This window comes from Euzebyella saccharophila, assembly GCF_014855495.1.
In the GTDB taxonomy this organism is placed as follows: domain Bacteria; phylum Bacteroidota; class Bacteroidia; order Flavobacteriales; family Flavobacteriaceae; genus Euzebyella; species Euzebyella saccharophila.
The window spans coordinates 1,447,491-1,467,531 of record NZ_JACYFJ010000001.1 but is presented as its reverse complement, the minus strand read 5'-3'; the positions used below and the strand labels follow the sequence as shown (position 1 = coordinate 1,467,531).

Here is a 20,041-nt window from a genome sequence, read left to right as displayed (position 1 = left end):
CCCTAGGGGTCACACCTATATAACTCTATAAAAAAGATTTTATTTCAATAAGTTCATCAATCATTTCACAATGGTGATGCTTTGGTTCCTTATGGGCATTAAAGTGCAAAGCCTTATAACCAACTGCCAATGCTCCTTGAATATCTGCCTCTAAACTGTCCCCTATCATCAATGACTTTTGGGAATAGGTACCCGCTTTTTCCAAGGCCAACTTAAAAATATAAGGATTGGGCTTTTTTACCCCTGCCATTTCCGAATTAATAACTTGTTCAAAGTAGTGGGATATACCCGCATTTTTGAGCTTCTTATTCTGTACTTCGTGAAAACCGTTGGTAATTATGTGCAATCTATAATTGGGTCTGAGATACTCCAAAATCTCTACCGTGTGAGGAAACAAATGATTGTAGGTTGAAAGATTATCTATATAATCCGAAGCCATTTTATGAATGATATCATCGGGAAGCGAATATTTTAAATCATCAAAAACCGTTTTTAACCTTTGGTACCTTAATTCCTCTTTGGTGATTTTTTCCTCGCGATATAATTTCCAAAAGGCCAAGTTGGCGGGAATATAAACTTCTAAAAAATCACTTAATTGAATCGAAATTTCATTTTTGACCAAAATCTTTTCAAAAGTAAGTGCAGAATTTTTTTCAAAATCCCACAGGGTGTGGTCCAAATCGAAAAAAACATCGGTTATGGTATCTCTAAACATTGAATCTCTTGATAAATTGTGCGTAAAAATCCTTCCAATCAACCCTGTTCACTTTACCTCCCAACAATTCATTTGAGAAAATGGACAGAAACTCCCCCTTTACATTTTTTACTTGCTGATAAATACCGTTTACCCCTTCCAGCATGGCCTCCTTGGTTTTAAAATTATTGAGGGCATAATCATGTACGGCAAAAGGATGCACCCTAATGGGCTGCTGTATTTCCAAATTAATATCGTAGAAGTAAAAGGTACTACAGGTTCCCGCCCTAAAACCTAGTTCGTGGGTATATCCCATGGTATAGTCATCCGTAAATTCAGCTTCTATTAAATCACGGTAGCTTTGAGGAATTTGTATTCTGTTGTATCGCATTCTAGAAGCATCTACCGACCTGTTGATTACACCTGCCAAATCTTTACGTTCCTTTTTTAGCAACTCTACATTAGAAAAAGAACTATAGGAGGCGGCCAAGGCTACTGTAGAATAATCAGAAATGGATTTGATCAGATACCTAAATTTGTTGTGGTTGGGCGATACATTTTTGTCATAGGTTGAATATGCCGCAAACTGAAAGAAAAAAATACTTTTTAGATCCAATTTTTTATGAAGGTCCACCAAGTATTCAAAATTGTCATAGGGGTCACTTTGGGAATTGAACCACACTTTTACACGATCGGCAACCCTTCTTAATTTTAAAGTTCCTAAATCATAAAACAATCCTGCAACACTCCGCACCAAACCCCTGTATGCGTAACTATGGGAAGTTGTTACATCAATTAAGCTGGTGTACTTATATTCACGAGATGTATATTCCAAACCGGGAAATTTCTCCAACAGCATTTCCCTTAGGCGATATGCCCAAATATCCACTACTGGAAGTCTCAAAAAATTATTCATATGCGCCAAGCTCTCCTTGGGAGGAAACCTACCGTGAACATCCTTTACATGGGGCAAATACTCTTCGTATCTACTCAATAGATAAAAGCTGGCAGAGAAAATATCAAAGGGGAGATTACTACGTTCACCGGCACTAAAAAAACATGGTACTCCATCCCAATCCCTTACGGTAATTTGAAAATCGTTGATACCCTGTTCAAACAAAAGGTCATTACTTCTTACGAAAAATTCATTCTGAAGTGCTTGTTTGGTGTAGGTAATTTTAGCTCCGGAATGCTTAATAAAATCCTCTACTTTGGTCGTAAAGGTAATTTCCACACCTAAAATACGCGTAAATAGTTGCCTCATGGTATATGTAAGGCGAGGCGTAATTTTATGGGTGTAGATTAATAACATAACTAGTTTAAGAGGCTTGTTTTATATAGGACCTTCTTTACAATATAGTCTCATCAGCAAAACTATAATAATCTCTCTGGGTGACGATGATATGATCCAAAACTTTCACATCCAAAGCCTCTGCGGCCCGCTTTAATTTTTGGGTAATGTTCTTGTCTTGTGTACTTGGCCTTAAAGTGCCGGAAGGATGATTGTGGGCCAATATCAAGCCCACTGCCCCTAATTCAAGGGCTTGTTTCATAACAATACGAACATCGACCAAAGTACCCGTCAAACCTCCTTTGCTCAATTGAGCTTTGTGCAACACTTTGTTGGAATTGTTCAAATAAAGAATCCAGAATTCTTCGTGCTCCAGTTCTCCTATCAAAGGTTGCAAAATTTCGTAGGCATCGCGGCTACAGGTGATTTTTGAAACAACCAGGGCCTCTTCTCCCCTTCTCCTCCTTCCAATTTCCAAGGCTGCGGCAATGGTAACGGCTTTTGCTTCCCCTATACCCTTGAAGGACATTAGTTGCTTTATGGAGAGCTTTCCCAATTCATTTAGATTGTTCTCCACAGAAGCCAAAATTCTTTTGGAGAGTTCCACGGCACTTTCATTTCTGCTACCAGAACCAATTAATATAGCTATAAGCTCTGCATCGGATAAGACGGATCGCCCTTTTTGTACCAACTTCTCCCTAGGCTTGTCATCATCTGACCAGTTTTTAATGGAAAAAGACTTTTTTTCTTCCTGCATAGGATAAAGATAAACACTAAATACAATTCTCCGTTACTTGAAATTTGGCAGTTGGGCTTAAGCTTCAATTTTTTGCATGACTTCTCGGAGGCTTAAACCGCCGTAATTACCCGAACTCATCAATAACAAAGTAGAATTATCAAAATCGGAAGCATATATGCGATTGTGGAACGAACTTGCCTCTGTAAAAATCTGCAAATCACTTCTTTCAAAAGCTTCCTTAATCTGTTCGGGAGAAACAGGCTCTAGCTTCTTTATAGCTACGGATTCCGGCAAATAGAAAACAATGGCTTCATCAGCCGCATCTAAAGCTCCTTTATATTCCTTTAAAAATTCGGGGTTAAAACTACTATAGGTATGCAGTTCTAAACAAGCAATTAATTTTCTATCGGGGTACTGCTCTTTTACCGCTCTAGTGGTTGCCGCTACCTTACTAGGCGAATGGGCAAAGTCTTTATAGGCCACAGAAGTAGTGCCTTCCGCAATTTTTTCCAGTCTTTTGGAAGCCCCTTTAAATGTGGCTATGGCCTCGTAAAAATCTTCTTCATCCACCCCCATATTCTGACAAATCCATTTTGCACCGGCCAAATTACTTAAATTGTGCTTGCCAAATACTTCAATTGGCATTGGCCCATCGGGAGTTTCCAATAGCGTTTCACCATTTTCAAGGGAGTACTCAGGAGTACGGTAAGGCAATTTACGAATCGGATTTTCAGAAGCCTCTACGACCTTTTTAACTTCTTCGTCTTCCTCATTATACGTTATGCTACCTCCTTTCACAATTCCATCTACAAAAATCTGAAACTGCTCCACATAATTTTCAAAGGTGGGAAAAACGTTGATATGGTCCCAAGCAATTCCGCTTAGCAGTGCAATATTAGGCTTATAAAGATGAAATTTCGGTCTTCGGTCAATAGGTGATGATAAATACTCATCGCCCTCCAATACGATGAAATCATTTTCTTCGGTTAAATGCACCATGCGGTCAAAACCCTCTAGCTGTGCCCCTACCATATAATCCACCTTAATATCATGATAATTCAGCACATGCAAAATCATTGAGGTAATAGTGGTTTTACCATGGCTACCCCCAATAACCACCCTGGTCTTATGTTTACTCTGCTCGTAAAGAAACTCGGGATAGGAGTAAATGGTAAGTCCCAACTCTTGAGCCTTTAACAACTCTGGATTATCAGGTTTTGCATGCATGCCCAAAATAACGGCATCAAGACCCTGATGGATTTTATCGGGAAACCACCCAAACGCTTCCGGTAGCAATCCCTTTTCTTGTAACCTACTTTTTGAAGGCTCAAAGATGACATCGTCGCTACCTGTTATTGTATATCCTTTATGCTCAAGTGCCAAGGCTAAATTGTGCATGGCGCTTCCGCCAATGGCTATAAAATGAATCTGCATTAAAAAAATGTTTACGCAAATATAGGTATTGAAGTTGTGAAGACGATTCATTCTAAAATTTTCGCATTACAACCTCAAAATCCTCCAAAAGGCTATGATTCATCGACAAAATGCATATTTTCATTAATACAGTCCACTTATATTGTAAGATTCACCTTTCAAAATGGCTGATTGACAACATTTTTTCGTTCTTCATTTCACATACCGATAGTTTTGCCTACGATTAGGCAGGAGAAATCTGGCCTTAAACAACCTACCATGACATATTTCCTCCAAAAAGAGTCTTATTTTAAATGGACTATATTTTTGATTTTGGCTTTTGGAAGCACTAAAAGTTACTCCCAGTGCGCCGGGACCGATAACTCCGTCACCGTCTGTAATAAAGACACAGATGAGAATAACAAAACCTTTGATCTATTCGCGCAATTAGGCGGCACCCCTACACCTGGAGGAACCTGGTCCACGAACGACCCTGCCAATTTCTTTGCCTTGGACAGAAATACCGGTATCGTAAACCTTTGGGACGTTAAAAACTCTGGCTTCCATGAATTTACCTATACCAATGACGCTTGTGGGGAAAGCGCGGTGATCACGGTTATCCTTGGTGGTTATCCGGGGGAGGACAATATTGACGGTAGTGCAGATGCCTGTGGAGATAACCCTGCCGTAAACCTTCATAGTTTTATTGGCGACGAGACGGACGGTAAGTTTCAAGACTTTAATGGTACATGGGCCGCCGTTACGCCTGGAGCAGGAGACCATCTTACACAAAATTTTTTCAATGCCGCTGATGCCGGCGTAGGAATCTACGAATTTACACATACCGTACCCGCCGTAGGCACATGCCCCAGCAGACAGGTAAGTTTGATTTTGGAGGTACAACGCCCGGCCAATTCCGGTGTGGGTTCAGCGCTTACTGTTTGCAACTCAGAAGATTTATCGGGTATGACAAACTATAACCTCAATACGCTCTTAATGGATGAGGATATCAATGGAACTTGGTCAGAAGGGCCTTCGACCCATCAACTGGATGACCTTACCGATAATACGGTGGATGTTCAAGCTATAAGGGACAATAACGGACCAGGAACTTATACGTTTACCTATACAGTGTATCCTTCGCACGCAGTTTGTACCATCAGTCAGACATCTGTGGACATTATCATTTTACCTACTTTACAAGGTACCATGGCTGCAACTAATTTTTGTGCAGGACCAACAGAATATAGAGTCGTATTAGATACTTACAACACTTCTTTAATTGAAGATGGCACTTACGGCGGCAATTATTCATTGTCATCCCTTAGCGGAACTTTTAGTGCTACCACGTCGATAGTCTTGGCAAATAATGGTACAGGTTATTTTGATATTGATGCAAGTACCGTGCCCATGAATGAAGTAATCACCATTAGCATCGAATCTTTGGGAGCCGAAGTTTGCCCTGATATTCAGGTACCCCCAGTAGATTTTATTGTAACAGACCCCAATGCAATGGCTACGGACAGTTGTATCGATAGTGATATCCCTATATCCTTGAGCAATATTTACGATGCATCACTAAGTTTGGCCCAAGGAAATTATGATGTTGATTATACCATTACGGATTCAGACAATACGGATTCCAACTTTAGTATGCCCAACGTTGCCTTTAGTTCAGGAAGCGCAAGTTTTGATATCCCATCAACCCAATTACCGGAAGCAGGTTCCTATGATATCTCCTTTACGGTTCAAAGCGGTTTTACTTTGGGTTGTGATATTACCAGCAGCTTCAACGTAGTTCCACCTCCCACTAATATTGTTCTTGACCTCGGGGTAGATAATTCATGTAATGCAACTCAAATTGATGTTCAAATTGATGCACCCAACCTTGCCGATGGTGATTATAATATTACTTATGATGTTGTTAGCCAAAGTACAGGTCTGGTAGTGTTGGAAAACACTATCAATTTTACGGGCGGTACAGCATCTTATGATTTGGATGTTGCCTCATTGGAGCAAGGAAACTACACAGTTAGTGTGAGAAGCATTCAAGACGATACTACCGCCTGTAGAACCACTTTTGAATTTGAAGAGAGTGAAAATTTCGCTATCGAAGGAATACCAGCCTTACCTGTAGCCGAAGAGAATCAGAATTTCTGTTTGAACGAATTTAGCGGGGCGCTCCCAACCTTGGCCGATATTGAAGTATCTGCCAACGGGGAAATCCTTTTTTATGCTACGGAGTCCGATATGGATATATTACCATTGGATACAGAATTAGTTGATGGAGCAAATTATTTTATCTCGAATACAGACCCCAACAATAACTGCGAAGGTTCTGATAGAATTCGTGTAGTTGTCAACCTATTGGACCCTGTGAGGCCAATGGCTGTGGATACCAACCCAACTTTTTGTGCTTCGGAACAGGCGACCGTTTTAGATTTGAATCCATCAGTTTCTGCTAACGGAACCATAACTTGGTACGCCAATGCCACTGGTGGTAGTCCGTTAGACAACACTACACTTTTGGTAGACGGCACCAGCTACTTTGCCGCTAATACCGAACCGAACGGTTGTAGCAGCACGGACAGGGTAGAAATAGTTCCAACTGTCTATGGCTTGGAACCGGCATCTTTAGAATTTACGATCCTATCCCTATGCGGTTTAGATAACCCAACTATTAACGACCTGCGTTCGATAGAGGGAGACAACCCTTATGAAGTGCTTTGGTATGATACACCTGAGGAAGGCAATCCGTTAGATGACCAAACGCTTTTACAGTCGGAAACAACCTATTATGCCGTAAGCTTCAACCCTGACACCGGTTGTATGAATCCCGAAAGAAATGCCGTTACGGTAGACCTTACCAATTGCGACCCCGAAGATTATGGGTTTTTTATTCCCGATGGCTTCTCACCAAACGGTGACGGTAGAAACGATTCATTTTTTGTTCCCAACATAGAAATTATTTTTCCTGAATTCACCTTGGAAATTCTAAACAGATACGGTGCAACACTCTTTAAAGGAGACCGCTCCAACCCTGCGTGGGATGGCTCAGAAGAAGGAAAAACCGCTCCCAACGGTGTTTATTTCTATGTTATTAATTACAACAAAGATGGTCACCAACCAATTCAAGGAAGGTTATACCTCAACCGCTAATCTTCTAAAAAAACAGATTGCATGTTTAAAAAACAAATCATAAAGATAGTTGGCCTCTTGCTTCTAGCCCAGTCATGGGTGTTTGCACAGCAGGATCCTCAGTATACACAATACATGTATAACATGAGTGTGGTCAACCCGGCATATACGACAAACGATTTGGGTCGATTGAATTTTGGAGGCCTGTACCGTTCGCAATGGAAGAATGCGGTAGGTGCCCCCGAGACACTTACCTTTTTTGCTCATGCTCCGGTAAGCTCCAATATAGAAATGGGTATCTCTCTGGTCAAGGATGATATTGGAGATGGCGCCTTAAAGGAAAATAATATTTATGCAGATTTCGCCTATATTTTAAAACTTACCGAAAATAGCAACCTCTCTTTAGGCTTAAAAGGAGGCTTCACCACCTTTGAAACCAATTTCAATGGTTTTATGCTTCCAGAATTTCAAGATGATCAAGCTTTCAATGACAACCTGAACAACACTTATCCTAACATTGGAGTAGGCGCTTTTTATAACAGGCAGCAATTCTATTTTGGTCTTTCAGCTCCAAACTTATTGACTTCAAAACATTTGGAAAACAGGGATGGAATCAACCGGATAGGTTCTGAAAAAATACACCTGTTCGCTATGACGGGTTACGTTTACGAACTCAATAACGATATTAAATTGAAACCATCGGTATTAGCGAAAATTGTGGAAGGAGCTCCGTTAACAGCAGACTTTTCGCTCAATGCCCTATTTTATGACCGCATTGAAGGCGGACTCTCTTATCGTTTGGAAGATTCTGTGAGTGCCATGTTCAATATTGCCGTTCTTCCTTCTTTGAGAATTGGCTATGCCTATGACTATACCTTATCGAACTTAAGCGATTATAGCTCCGGTTCCCATGAAATATTCGTGCTTTTTGACCTTGACCTTTTAGGGCTTGGCAAAGGCTATGACAAATCCCCCAGATTTTATTAATATGAAGAAGTTATTGTTCTTACTTATAGTTCTGGGTTCTTTTACAAGTGTATGCGCCCAGGCAGATATCAAACGAGCCGACCTGTATTTTAGCAGGGCCTATTATGCCGATGCCATTTCGCTGTACGAAGAACTCTTGCCAAAAAACAAAAGTTCGCAACTCATTAAAAATCTAGCGGATTCCTACTACCATACTTTTCAGATGAAATCGGCCGCACGCTGGTACCATTATTTAGCGAACCATTATGGTGATAAACTGGATGAGACTTATTATTTCAAGCTCAGCCAGTCTTTAAAAGCCATTGGTGAGGACGAGCAAGCAGACGAGGTATTAATTGCCTATTACAGCGAAAATGGGCACCCTGAAAAGGCAGCTTTAATTAAGAGTCAAAGAACTTATCTTGATAACATAGCGGCAATTGGCGACCGATTTAAAATTGAAAATCTCCCTTTGAATACCGAATCATCAGAATTTGGTGCGGCAGTAATCGATTCGATGTTAGTTTATGCGGCTTCTAAGAAAAGTGATCAAATGCTGTCTAAGTCGTACCGATGGAACAATCAGAACTATTTGGATCTTTACAGTCATCCTTTAGAACAATTAACGTTAGGTGACACCATAAGTAAAAGCTTTTCCAAAAGGATAAACACCAATTTACACGAAGGAACTTTTGCCATAACCAAGGATAGAAAAACCATATACTTTACCCGAAATAGCAAACAAAAAACCGATGAAAAAATAAGTCATCTTAAGCTTTACAAAGCGGAATGGGTAGAGGAGGAATGGAAGAATATTGAGGAGCTTCCTTTTAACGGATATGACTTTTCAACAGAGCATCCTGCATTAAGTCCGGATGAAACCAAACTCTATTTCTCGTCGGACCGTGAAGGTGGAAAAGGAGGTTTTGACCTTTATTATGTGGATATTCAGAAAGACGATTATGGCAACCCAGTCAACTTGGGAGCTAACATCAATACTGACAAAAAAGAGCAGTTTCCACATATAGATGCTGAGGGCAACCTTTATTTCGCCTCCAATGGGCATCCCGGGTACGGATTGCTAGATATTTTCAAATCGGAAATGAAGGATGGAGAACTGCAAAGACCAAACAACCTAGGGTTCCCAGTAAACAGTGGCTATGACGACTTTTCATTGGCCTTGAACACCGACAGTAAAAGTGGGTATTTTTCGTCCAACAGACCTACAGGCAAAGGAAGTGATGACATCTATTCCTTTAAAGAAACCAAACCTTTGGTTATAGAGGATTGTATGCAATTCATTGCAGGCATCATTACTGACAAAACCACCAACCAACCATTAGCAAATGCCAAAGTAGAACTGGTAAAATTAGGAGCAGCTTCCATGGAAAGTTTAACAACCTCAGTGGATGGTTCCTTTAAGTTTTCGGTAGAATGCGCATCGAACTATAAAATTACGGCAACAAAAAAAGGATACGAAACCGCTTCTAAAAGTATTGTAACGGACAAAAAGCGGAAAGCAGTCAAAGATGCTTCCCTGGCATTGTTATCGGAAGTAGAGATTGCCAAGCAAAAAGCTATTGCTCTTCAAAAAGAAAAGGAGGAGGCAGCGAAAAAAGCTATTGCTGAGGCCAAACGAATTAAAGAATTAGAAGTAAAGGCTGAGCAAGAAAAACTTAGAAAAGAAAAAGTACGTTTAAAGAAAGAAGCAGAACAAAAAGAAAAGCAGGCCATAGCACAAGAAAAGGCCCAAAAGCAAAGAAGAAAAGAAATAGAAAAAATCATTGCTCAAGAAGAGGGGATTGTAAAAGATAACGAACGTACCCTACTGCAAACCGGCGAAATCCATTTTGATTATGGCATGTGGTATTTACGAAGAGAAACCAGGGCACGTTTGGATAAAGTGGTGAAAATAATGAAAGATCACCCGGGTATGGTACTGGAAATAGGAACTCATACCGATATTCGAGGTAATAGTAATTACAACCGGGAACTTTCCCAAAAAAGGGCCGATGCCGCCAAAGAGTACTTGGTCAAAAATGGTATTGATAAAGAAAGGGTCATTTCAAAAGGCTATGGAGAGTCACAACCTATTGTGCACTGTGAAACCGAAAACAGCTGTACCGAAGAAGACCATGAGTGGAACCGTCGCTGCGAATTGGTAGTGGTCCAGTGGAACTAAAATATTAATTGACTTTCTAAAAACCCCAGCGATAATATCGTTGTGGTTTTTCGTTATTGGTTACTCATTCACGTATCTTAGAGGCAGAAAATACCTCTATGAATTACAATCTTCAACACATACCCGTAAAAGAAATAATGCCAGGCTACCATGCAAAAATGATTCATGGTGAAAAACTTTCCATTGCGTACTGGAATGTTGAAAAAGGGGCTCAAGTACCAGAGCACTCGCATGAGCATGAACAGGTTATGCAGGTGCTTGAAGGCCAATTTGAGTTCACGGTAGATGGGGTCACTAAAATTTACAACCCAAATGATGTGGTGGTAATCCCATCATTCGCCGTACATAGCGGAAAGGCGCTTACCGCCTGTAAACTCATGGATGTTTTTAGTCCCGTTCGGGAAGAATACAAATAAAATTAGTTGATAGAATCATGAATATATCCCTTGAGAATAAAAAAGCATTGGTTGGAGGTAGCAGTGGTGGAATCGGTAAGGCCATCGCACAACAATTGGCGGAAAGCGGTGCCAGCGTTACCCTAATGGCCCGTAGTGAAAATAAACTGGCGCAAATTGTTTCGGAATTGCCAACGGACCAAGGGCAATCGCATCAATTTTTGAAAGTTGATTTTTCAGATTTGGAAGGATATAAAAAGACGATTTCCCAATATTTTGCGAATAATTCAGTGGATATTTTGGTGAACAATACGCAAGGGCCCGCTGCAGGAAATACCTTAGAGAAAAATACGGACGATTATCAACAAGCGTTTGACCTCCTATTTAAATCGGTGGTTTTCACGACCGAATTAGCACTGGAGCAGATGAAGAAAACCAAATGGGGACGTATTATCAATGTTGCTTCGGTATCAGTAAAAGAGCCTCTTTCCTATTTGGCGCTTTCGAATACCATTCGCGCCGCTGTGGTCACCTGGGCCAAATCATTGGCCTCAGATGTGGGACCCTACAACATTACGGTGAACAGCGTGCTAACCGGTTATTTTGATACCGAAAGAATCGCCCAGCTGAATGCAAAAAAGGCGGAGCAATTAGGAATTGACCAATCCGAGGTAAGAGCCGATATGGAAGAGAAGGTTCCCGTAAAACGAATTGGTAACCCAAAGGAATATGGTTACTTAGCCACCTTCTTGGCTTCGGACAATGCCGCTTATATTACCGGTACACAAATTCCAATTGACGGCGGATTGTTAAAAAGCCTCTAGGTGTAGGAAGCTATTATCAGTAAGGATACGAGAAAAAAAAGTAAGACCAATGATGATTTGAGCGAAGTAGCCCAGGAACCTAAAAAATTATCCATGATTATCGGGGGGTTAGAATTTTCAACAAAACTAGTCTCTCGTTGAAGTTCATAAGTTTCTTAATCCGATTTTTCTTGACTCATTTAATCTAGAGCTTTACCATGTATTGCACTAATTGAAAGTCCGTTTTCCCTCATTTATCGCCCTCTTTTGCTCATTTAAAATTTCAATTGGCATCGATTTTGAGCAGTTTTATCCCGTAATTTTAGATATATGAAATATTTCAATATAATCTTGACCCTTATAATCTTTTCACAAATGTCTCAAGCACAAAAAGGCGAATCATACGAGCAACTTTGGAAGCAGGTAGACAAGCTTGAAATGGAGCAACTTACCCAATCGGCCTATAAAGTGGTTCAGGGTATTCAGGCAAAATCCCAAAAGGAAAACAACAGCCCACAAACTGTTAAAGCATTGCTCTACGCTTCTAAGTATGCCTTGGTTTTGGAGGAAGAGGCGCAATTAAAGATTATTCAAGATTTTAAGGAGGAAATAGATAAAGCGACTTCCCCTACCAAGAATATTCTCCATAGCTATTTGGCCAATTTGTATTGGCAGTATGTTCAGCAAAATAGATATAGAATCTATAACAGAACGGAAACCACTTCAAAAGTAAACCCTGAAGATTTTAGAACTTGGGACGTAACCACGCTTTTCTCTGAAATCACCTACCATTTTGAAAAAAGTCTCAAAGAGAGCAAAATACTTCAGAACGCCAGTTTAAAGGATTTTGATGCCATTATACATAAACAGGAAAATTCAGAAAAATACCGGCCTACGCTGTACGATTTATTGGCTTACAATGCCCTTGATTTTTATAAAACCAGTGAAAACAGTATCAATCAACCTTCCTATAAATTTGAAATTACTAATGAGAATTTGCTTTGCGAGGCATATGATTTTGCGCAAAGGCCCATTTCATCCAAAGATTCTACATCTCTTCAGTTGAAGGCATTGCAGACCTTTCAAGGTTTAGTGCAATTCCATTTTCAAGATCCGGAGCCGTCCGCTTTGGCCCATGTAGATATTGAACGCTTAAAATTCATCTTTCAGAACGCCGTATTTGAAAAGAAGGAGGAAAGATATGTAGAGGTATTGAAAAATACTGCCGAAAGCCTTCAACACCATGAAGTTTCCGCCTTGTACCAGTATGAAATTGCCCAGCAGCTTCATAACCAAGGTAATGCCTATAAACCGGAAAACAATCCGGATGCTCAGTGGAAACAAAAAGAAGCCATCGAAATCTGTCAGCAGGTATTGGCAAAATTTCCGGATAGTTATGGAGCCGAAAAATGCAAAGCGCTACAATCGCAAGTAAAAGCAGAAAGTTTACAGTTGACTACTGAAAAATTCTTGCCTACCAACAAAACCGCCCGCTTACTGGTCAAGTATAAGAATATAAAAGGTCTAAAGCTTTCGGCCCACAAAATTTCGGAGAAGGAATTGGAAGCACTTCAGAAAATCCATCCGCAGGAAAAACGGCTTTCCTTCATTCAAAACTTAAAAACAGAAACAAGTTGGTCGGCCACGCTAAAAAATCAAGGGGACTATCAGCAACACGGCATTGAAATTGAGCTGCCGCCCCTAGTGAACGGTAGATACATCATACTTGCTACCACCCTTGGAGAAAGCAACACCTTTGGATTCAGTGAAATTCAGGTTACAGATATTGCCGTGGTAGAAACCAAGAAAAATCAGGAAACTTCTTACCAGTTCATCAATCGAATTAACGGAAAGCCTCTTGTGGGCGCCAAGGTTAACTTCAGTTATTTAAAAAACTACAACCAACCTAAAATGCAAAAGACGGCAACCACGGATGCCATGGGAAGGGTGACCGTTTCACCAACAAAAGAGTATTGGAGCAATGTGAAAATTGAGGTCGAATACGGAGACGAAATAGCGGTATTTGGAGAGTATTACATAAATGAAGCTTACGAGCAGAACGAAATTTCGGAAGACTACCGATGCTTCCTTTTTACGGACCGAAGTATTTATAGACCTGGGCAGCCACTCCATTACAAAGGAATTGCCATTTCTACCAAGGATGAGAAATCTGTTGTACTGACCAATACCATGGTCAATGTAAACCTCATAGATGTAAACGGACAAACCCTTGGCACGCAAAAAGCCAAGACCAATGAATTTGGTTCATTTTCAGGAGAATTTATCATTCCTACCTCTGTTTTGACCGGCAGCTTCAGTCTTGAGGCGGACGGGGAAAATTTAAATCTGGATGGATATACCACCTTTTCAGTGGAGGAATATAAAAGACCAAAATTTCAAACCAATTTCAATCCTGTTAAAGAAACCTATAAAGTAAATGACAGCGTGACCGTTACCGGAAAGGCACAGTCCTATGCCGGAAGCAACATCACCCAGGCCAAAGTCACTTATAAAGTTAAACGTACGGTTCAATTTCCTAGGTGGTACTATTGGTCACGTCCTATTTTCAGAGGTTCCGAACAAGAGATTACCCATGGTGAGACCCTTACGGATGCCAACGGGAATTATCACATTACCTTTAAAGCCTTACCCGATGCTTCCGTTCCTAAGTCCTCCCTACCAACTTTTGAATATGAAATCACAGCCGATGTAACGGACATTAATGGAGAGACACAGAGTACCTCGCAGACCGTAAAAGTAGGCTATCACTCCCTAAACGCACAAATTCAGGTTGCTGAGAACCTCCAAAAAGACCCAAAAACAACCAATTTAACCATCAGTACTACCAATCTAAATGGGGAGTTCGTGCCCGTGAAAGGGATTATAAAGATTTACAAATTGTCTGCGCCCAACTACGTTTTAAGGCAAAGACCTTGGCCAGCACCTGACTATCAAAATTGGAACAAAGAAGATTTTAAAGAGCTTTTTCCTCACGATGCCTATAAAGATGAACAAGATTTCAGAAACTGGCCAATGGGTAAAGTGGTTAAAGAACTGAATTTTGATACTGAAAAAACCACCAAGATTCAATTGGAAGGCATTCAAAAATGGACCTCTGGAAAGTATGTATTACAGCTTGAAACCAAAGATAAATTTGGCAACGAAGTAAATGATAAAGCATTCACAACCCTACATAGCGAAAAAGATAAAGTTGTTGCCGATAATCAACTTTTTGATATAAGTACTGACCAAGAAAATTACGAAATAGGTGATACCGCAGAAATCACTCTCTCGAGTAATGCCGATGATTTGAGCGTTTCTGTATTTGTCGAAAAAGACGGTAAAAAAGTTGATGAACGTATCATTACGCTGAACGGAAATAGCAAGACCTTCAAAGTGAAAATTGATGAAGCCGATTTAGGCGGATTTGCCATTAATTACACTTATGCGGCCTATAATTCTTTCGAATCTGGCTCTTTACTGATTTCGGTTCCTTATCCAAAAACGGATTTAGAAATAGAAACACTGACCTTCAGGGATAAAATTGCTCCAGGAAGCGAAGAGAGTTGGTCTTTTAAAATAAAAGGACCTAATGGTGACCAAATAAGTTCGGAACTATTGGCCAGTATGTACGACGCTTCGCTGGATGCTTTCAGACCACATTCGTGGAGTTTCAACCCGCTTTACAGGCCCATTTACTATTCCCAATCGTATGCCAACGCCCATACAAGTTTTGGCAATAGTTCTTTTAGAACGTATTTGGATAATGACCTGTACCATTACAAATCACAAGGATTCGATGGCTTAAATTTTTTCGGCCTTTACTTCAGCGGAGGTTATAATATGCGAATGAGGGGAATGGTTTCAAAGTCTGCTCCTGTAGCTATGGCAGCGATGGACGCCGAAGCCGATATGGCCGGTCAAGCTTTGGAAGAAGTGGTTCAAGTGGGGCAAAGTCCGAAAAAAGAAAAGAGCAGCGTTGAAAATGCATCTGAACCCTCTTCAGAAGAAAAAGAAGGCCTGTCGGTAGTAAGCGTCAGAACCAACCTGCAGGAAACTGCTTTTTTCTATCCGCATTTGCAAACCGATAAAGAAGGTAATGTCAGCTTCAGCTTTACAAGCCCCGAAGCACTCACCCGTTGGAAACTCCAATTATTGGCGCATACCAAGAACTTGAACAGCACGGTTACCTCCATGGAAACCCTTACCCAAAAAGAGTTGATGGTCATTCCTAATGCTCCTCGTTTTCTTCGGGAAGGAGATGAAATTCAAATTAGCACTAAAATTGCCAATCTTACCAATCAATCCCTTTCAGGTAGCGTCTATATAGAACTGACGGATGCCGTTAATGGTAAGGACCTAACTCCGCAGCTTTTAGCCGAAACAACAGAGAGAAATTTCAAGGTAGATTCTAGTGGAAACACTCAAGCATCCTGGCGACTACAGATACCAGAAGGCTTACAAGCCGTACAATACAAAATCGTGGCAAAGGCCGGAGATTATTCAGATGGTGAGCAAAATTTATTACCGGTGCTTACCAACCGAATGCTGGTCACCGAAACCTTGCCCATGTGGGTAAAAGGTAACGAGACAAAGAAATTTGAGTTGACCAAATTAAAGGAAAATTCCTCGAGCTCTCTCGAACATCATAAACTGACTTTAGAGGTGACATCCAACCCGGCTTGGTATGCCGTGCAGGCCCTGCCCTACCTTATGGAATATCCATATGAATGTAGCGAACAGATTTTTTCTAGGTTTTATGCCAATACATTGGCCAGCCACATCATCAACTCGAACCCTAGAATGAAAAATGTTTTTGAGCAATGGAAAGGAACCGGTGCCCTCAAAAGCAATCTGGAGAAAAATGAAGAGCTTAAATCACTTTTGATTCAAGAAACCCCTTGGTTGCGTGACGCCCAATCAGAAAGCGAACAGAAAAAAAGAATCGCACTACTTTTTGAACTCAACAATCTAAAAGCGCAACAGACCACTACTTTGGCCAAATTGGTTCAAAATCAAAAGGCTTCCGGAGCATGGGCTTGGTTTCAAAATGGCCCTGATAACCGTACCATTACCCAACACATTGTTACCGGCTTGGGCCATCTTAAAAAATTGCAAGTGGCCTTTGCCTTTGAACAATCAAATCTTGAATCAAGTATTCAAAGAGCCCTGCAGTATCTAGACGATGAGTTTGTAGAAGAATACGAACAAATGAAAAAACATTCGACTGACCTTGATAAGAACCATTTAAGCCAAAGTCAGATCCACTACCTGTATATGAGAAGTTTTTTTAATGATTATAAAACTTCGGTAAAGTTGGAGAAGACGATGGACTATTATTGGTCTCAGGCCAAAAAATACTGGACAAAACAAAGTCTTTACAGTAAGGGATTGTTGGCTTTGTCCCTTTCCCGACATGGTTATAACAAGACCGCCCAATTGATTCTTCGGTCTCTTAAAGAGAATAGTGTTTTTAATGAAGAACTTGGCCGTTACTGGAAAAACAATACCGCTTCTTGGTATTGGTACCAAGCCCCTATCGAAACCCAATCGCTATTGATAGAGGCTTTTGAGGAAATTACCCAGGACACCCAAACGGTCGATGAGCTAAAGATTTGGCTCCTAAAAAATAAGCAAACCAACCAATGGGCCACTACCAAGGCGACAACGGAAGCCATTTACTCCCTATTGCTAAGCGGAAGTGATTGGGTTTCGGTTACCGACGCGGTAGAAGTAACCGTTGGCAATAAAATGATAGACCCTAGCCAGTTAGAAAACGTAAGGACCGAAGCAGGCACCGGATATTTTAAAACCTCTTGGGAAAGTTCTGAAATAAAACCAGAAATGGCCCAAGTGGAAATGACAAAAAAGGGTGATGGAATTTCTTGGGGCGCCCTGTACTGGCAATACTTTGAAGACTTGGATAAAATTACCTCTGCGGAAACACCCCTAAAGCTTAAAAAGCAACTATTCTTAAAAACGAACACCGATACGGGCGAAAAACTAGTGGAAATTACCAATAGTACCAACCTGAAGGTGGGTGATTTAGTTCGGGTGCGAATTGAATTGCGTTCTGATAGAGAAATGGAATTCATTCATATGAAAGATATGCGGGCAGCAGGTTTTGAGCCCGTAAATGTTCTTTCTAGCTACAAATGGCAAGACGGGTTGGGCTATTATGAGAGCACCAAGGACGCCAGTACCAATTTCTTTTTTGATCGATTGCCCAAAGGCACCTTTGTTTTTGAGTACGACTTGAGGGTCAACAATGCCGGTGAATTCAGCAATGGCATTACCACCATACAAAATATGTATGCTCCAGAATTCAGTAGCCAAAGTGAGGGAACGAGAGTTAAGGTAAATGGTTAAATAAGTCTAAAATCATATAGACAAAGGACTAATCAACTGTTACTGTGCATTAGTTCACTAATTGAAACCGACCATTCACTCAATATTGATTTGAACATTGTGAGTACGGACATAATTTAGAATAAAATAAATCCTAAGTTATGAGTAACCAGAAAAAAGTGTCCATTTTAAAACCTTGCAAATTGAATTACAAAAATTTTAAAAAAACAGAATTTGGAGGTTTTTGTAGTGCATGTAACAAAGAGGTGATTGATTTTGCCAAAATGAACCCAGATAAGATTGCTTCTCTTCTGAACGACAACACTCGCGGTATATGTGGGAGAATGACCAAATACCAATTAGAACAATCCTATAGGGCCAAAGAAGATTATCAAAAAATAAATTGTCGTAGTCATTTAATGGCTTTGAGCCTTAGCTTTTTTTTAATATTACCTATTTCCCCCGTTAAAGCGGAAAGTTTGCTACTTCCCAAAACAATAAAAAAACTACCATATTTAGAACAAACGCAAGATTCTAAATTTAGAAATCATCTCTCGGATTTAATAGAGGTTACTGGGATTGTTCTAGACGAGGAAAAACGTCCTTTGCCAGGCGTATCCGTGGTACTGAAAGGAACGAATATTGGTACATCAACTGATTTTGACGGTACGTTTCAATTTCCGCAAAAACTAAAGCAGGGAGATGTTCTACAATTTAGTTATTTGGGCTACGAGACCAAAGAGCATAAAATCACATCCCAAAAAGCTGTAAAGAATCTATCCATACAATTTGAACTCTCCGAAGTGATCTTGATGGGTGAAATTATTGTAGAAGATGTTAGAAAAGATGTAAATAAAACCAAGACTTTTAAATCAATCTTCAAAAAAAGAAAATGAACCATCCAAAAACAACATCAACAGTATTCTTTCTTTTCTTTTTACTGATGCATAATTTGGTAAATTCTCAAAATAGCTACTCTGCCATAGACTATTCTAAAGCGGACAGTATTGCCATTTCTTTAAGAGGTGAAAACTTAGATAATCTACCCATGCTATGTTATAGGTTAACCGAACACCTTGATACTGAAAAAGAAAGGTTTCGGGCTATTTACAGATGGGTCTGTGATAACGTAGAGAACGATTATTATTCTTATTTAAAAGTTTCAAAAAAACGAAAAAAACTAAAAAATTACCCGCTAACTTATGATGAATGGAACAAGGAATATGTCCAAACCACATTTAAAACACTGAGAAATACGAAAGCTACAACTTGTACCGGATACGCCTACTTGATAAGAGAGATGAGCTTTTTGGCCGGAATAGAATGTAAAATTATTGATGGTTTTTCGGATAAGGAAAAAGTTAAAAATGGCATTACCAATCATTCGTGGAATGCCGTCAACTTAGAGGATAAATGGTATTTATGTGATGCTACATGGTCTGCCGGCAAAACTATTATAGACAAAGAAGGGCCCTACTTTAAAAAGTATTTTGAGGAAAGTTATTTTTTGGCCGAACCCGAGACATTTTTTTTAAAACATATTCCTTTAAATCCGGAATGGACATTAATTAGTAGTATACCGAAAAACCAATTAAATTAAATTCTAAGCTATCGCATTTGAAAAAAACAACTGATATACAAAAGCGCCAAATAAATAGCCACAGCCTACTCCAACCAGTATAATGAGAACAATAATAAAGGAGGAGTTTTGCTGTTCCACATTGATCAGTGCCACCGGAGCACCATCTTTGTGAATTTCATAGGAGTTCATTTTGTCCACCTTTGAACTATCCCTTCTGGCAATACGGTACTTGTTTTTATTAACGTTAAAGTAATGTTTGGTGGCCTGTTCCCATTTAGCTTCAGAAATTTTCATCCCATTCAATAAAACTTGCTCCTTACCCAATAGGGTTTTCACTATTTCAATCCTATGGTTCTCTACATAGTAAAGTGCAAGCCTTGGCATTTCTTTGTTCCTTAACTTAATTGAAGAGTCCTGTTTGGTAACAAGTGGCCTGGAAGATGGCCTACTTCAAGTTTTTAATAGCTAATTCTGGCAATAAGATGCCAGC

Annotated in this window: 13 protein-coding genes; 8 read left to right on the top strand and 5 right to left on the bottom strand. The window is 40.1% G+C overall.

Annotated features, from left to right (window positions below; all coding sequences use genetic code 11):
- Nucleotides 1–25: 25 nt before the first annotated feature.
- The 4 genes from IL355_RS06080 to IL355_RS06065 all read right to left on the bottom strand — a co-directional run bounded on the left by IL355_RS06080 (nt 26) and on the right by IL355_RS06065 (nt 4,158).
- The gene (locus tag IL355_RS06080) at nt 26–715 is read right to left on the bottom strand and encodes a YjjG family noncanonical pyrimidine nucleotidase (RefSeq protein ID WP_192461255.1); all 690 of its coding nucleotides are present in this window, start codon (nt 713–715) and stop codon (nt 26–28) included.
- Entirely contained in the window at nt 708–1,958 is a 1,251-nt protein-coding gene (locus tag IL355_RS06075; protein WP_225621120.1) for a polysaccharide deacetylase family protein, read from the bottom strand. Before IL355_RS06075 ends, IL355_RS06080 begins: the two co-directional genes overlap by 8 nt.
- A gap of 85 nt (nt 1,959–2,043) precedes the next feature.
- Entirely contained in the window at nt 2,044–2,742 is a 699-nt protein-coding gene (gene radC, locus IL355_RS06070) for a RadC family protein (RefSeq protein ID WP_192461253.1), read from the bottom strand.
- Nucleotides 2,743–2,799: 57 nt separating this feature from the next.
- Nucleotides 2,800–4,158: a UDP-N-acetylmuramate--L-alanine ligase gene (locus IL355_RS06065; RefSeq protein ID WP_192461252.1), complete on the bottom strand. Its 1,359-nt coding sequence runs from the start codon at nt 4,156–4,158 to the stop codon at nt 2,800–2,802.
- Nucleotides 4,159–4,416: 258 nt separating this feature from the next.
- Between IL355_RS06065 and IL355_RS06060 the strand changes: the two genes are divergently transcribed.
- The 8 genes from IL355_RS06060 (at nt 4,417) to IL355_RS06025 (ending at nt 19,569) form a co-directional block, all read left to right on the top strand.
- Complete coding sequence (locus IL355_RS06060; protein ID WP_192461251.1) at nt 4,417–7,296, top strand: gliding motility-associated C-terminal domain-containing protein; 2,880 nt, start codon at nt 4,417–4,419, stop codon at nt 7,294–7,296.
- A gap of 21 nt (nt 7,297–7,317) precedes the next feature.
- Nucleotides 7,318–8,262: a PorP/SprF family type IX secretion system membrane protein gene (locus IL355_RS06055; RefSeq protein WP_192461250.1), complete on the top strand. Its 945-nt coding sequence runs from the start codon at nt 7,318–7,320 to the stop codon at nt 8,260–8,262.
- Nucleotide 8,263: 1 nt separating this feature from the next.
- Entirely contained in the window at nt 8,264–10,423 is a 2,160-nt protein-coding gene (locus IL355_RS06050) for an OmpA family protein (protein ID WP_192461249.1), read from the top strand.
- Nucleotides 10,424–10,521: 98 nt separating this feature from the next.
- A complete protein-coding gene (locus IL355_RS06045; protein WP_192461248.1) occupies nt 10,522–10,839 on the top strand; it encodes a cupin domain-containing protein in 318 nt (105 codons plus the stop codon).
- A 17-nt stretch (nt 10,840–10,856) separates the two neighbouring features.
- Complete coding sequence (locus tag IL355_RS06040; protein WP_192461247.1) at nt 10,857–11,642, top strand: SDR family oxidoreductase; 786 nt, start codon at nt 10,857–10,859, stop codon at nt 11,640–11,642.
- Nucleotides 11,643–11,951: 309 nt separating this feature from the next.
- A complete protein-coding gene (locus IL355_RS06035) occupies nt 11,952–17,990 on the top strand; it encodes an alpha-2-macroglobulin family protein (RefSeq protein WP_192461246.1) in 6,039 nt (2,012 codons plus the stop codon).
- A 140-nt stretch (nt 17,991–18,130) separates the two neighbouring features.
- Complete coding sequence (locus IL355_RS06030; protein ID WP_192461245.1) at nt 18,131–18,865, top strand: carboxypeptidase-like regulatory domain-containing protein; 735 nt, start codon at nt 18,131–18,133, stop codon at nt 18,863–18,865.
- On the top strand, nt 18,862–19,569 hold the full coding sequence (locus tag IL355_RS06025; protein ID WP_192461244.1) for a transglutaminase domain-containing protein: 708 nt from the start codon (nt 18,862–18,864) through the stop codon (nt 19,567–19,569). The genes IL355_RS06030 and IL355_RS06025 overlap by 4 nt, the downstream gene beginning before the upstream one ends.
- Nucleotides 19,570–19,572: 3 nt before the next feature.
- Here IL355_RS06025 and IL355_RS06020 read toward each other — a convergent pair whose 3' ends face one another.
- Nucleotides 19,573–19,935, bottom strand: a complete 363-nt coding sequence (locus IL355_RS06020) for a hypothetical protein (protein WP_192461243.1) — start codon at nt 19,933–19,935, stop codon at nt 19,573–19,575.
- Between the last annotated feature and the right edge of the window lie 106 nt (nt 19,936–20,041).

Bases quoted from the DNA above. Each gene is read 5' to 3' on its own strand.
- IL355_RS06080 (WP_192461255.1), bottom strand. From the start codon at position 715: ATGTTTAGAGATACCATAACCGATGTTTTTTTCGATTTGGACCACACC.
- IL355_RS06075 (WP_225621120.1), bottom strand. From the start codon at position 1,958: ATGAGGCAACTATTTACGCGTATTTTAGGTGTGGAAATTACCTTTACG.
- radC (WP_192461253.1), bottom strand. From the start codon at position 2,742: ATGCAGGAAGAAAAAAAGTCTTTTTCCATTAAAAACTGGTCAGATGAT.
- IL355_RS06065 (WP_192461252.1), bottom strand. From the start codon at position 4,158: ATGCAGATTCATTTTATAGCCATTGGCGGAAGCGCCATGCACAATTTA.
- IL355_RS06060 (WP_192461251.1), top strand. From the start codon at position 4,417: ATGACATATTTCCTCCAAAAAGAGTCTTATTTTAAATGGACTATATTT.
- IL355_RS06055 (WP_192461250.1), top strand. From the start codon at position 7,318: ATGTTTAAAAAACAAATCATAAAGATAGTTGGCCTCTTGCTTCTAGCC.
- IL355_RS06050 (WP_192461249.1), top strand. From the start codon at position 8,264: ATGAAGAAGTTATTGTTCTTACTTATAGTTCTGGGTTCTTTTACAAGT.
- IL355_RS06045 (WP_192461248.1), top strand. From the start codon at position 10,522: ATGAATTACAATCTTCAACACATACCCGTAAAAGAAATAATGCCAGGC.
- IL355_RS06040 (WP_192461247.1), top strand. From the start codon at position 10,857: ATGAATATATCCCTTGAGAATAAAAAAGCATTGGTTGGAGGTAGCAGT.
- IL355_RS06035 (WP_192461246.1), top strand. From the start codon at position 11,952: ATGAAATATTTCAATATAATCTTGACCCTTATAATCTTTTCACAAATG.
- IL355_RS06030 (WP_192461245.1), top strand. From the start codon at position 18,131: ATGAGTAACCAGAAAAAAGTGTCCATTTTAAAACCTTGCAAATTGAAT.
- IL355_RS06025 (WP_192461244.1), top strand. From the start codon at position 18,862: ATGAACCATCCAAAAACAACATCAACAGTATTCTTTCTTTTCTTTTTA.
- IL355_RS06020 (WP_192461243.1), bottom strand. From the start codon at position 19,935: ATGCCAAGGCTTGCACTTTACTATGTAGAGAACCATAGGATTGAAATA.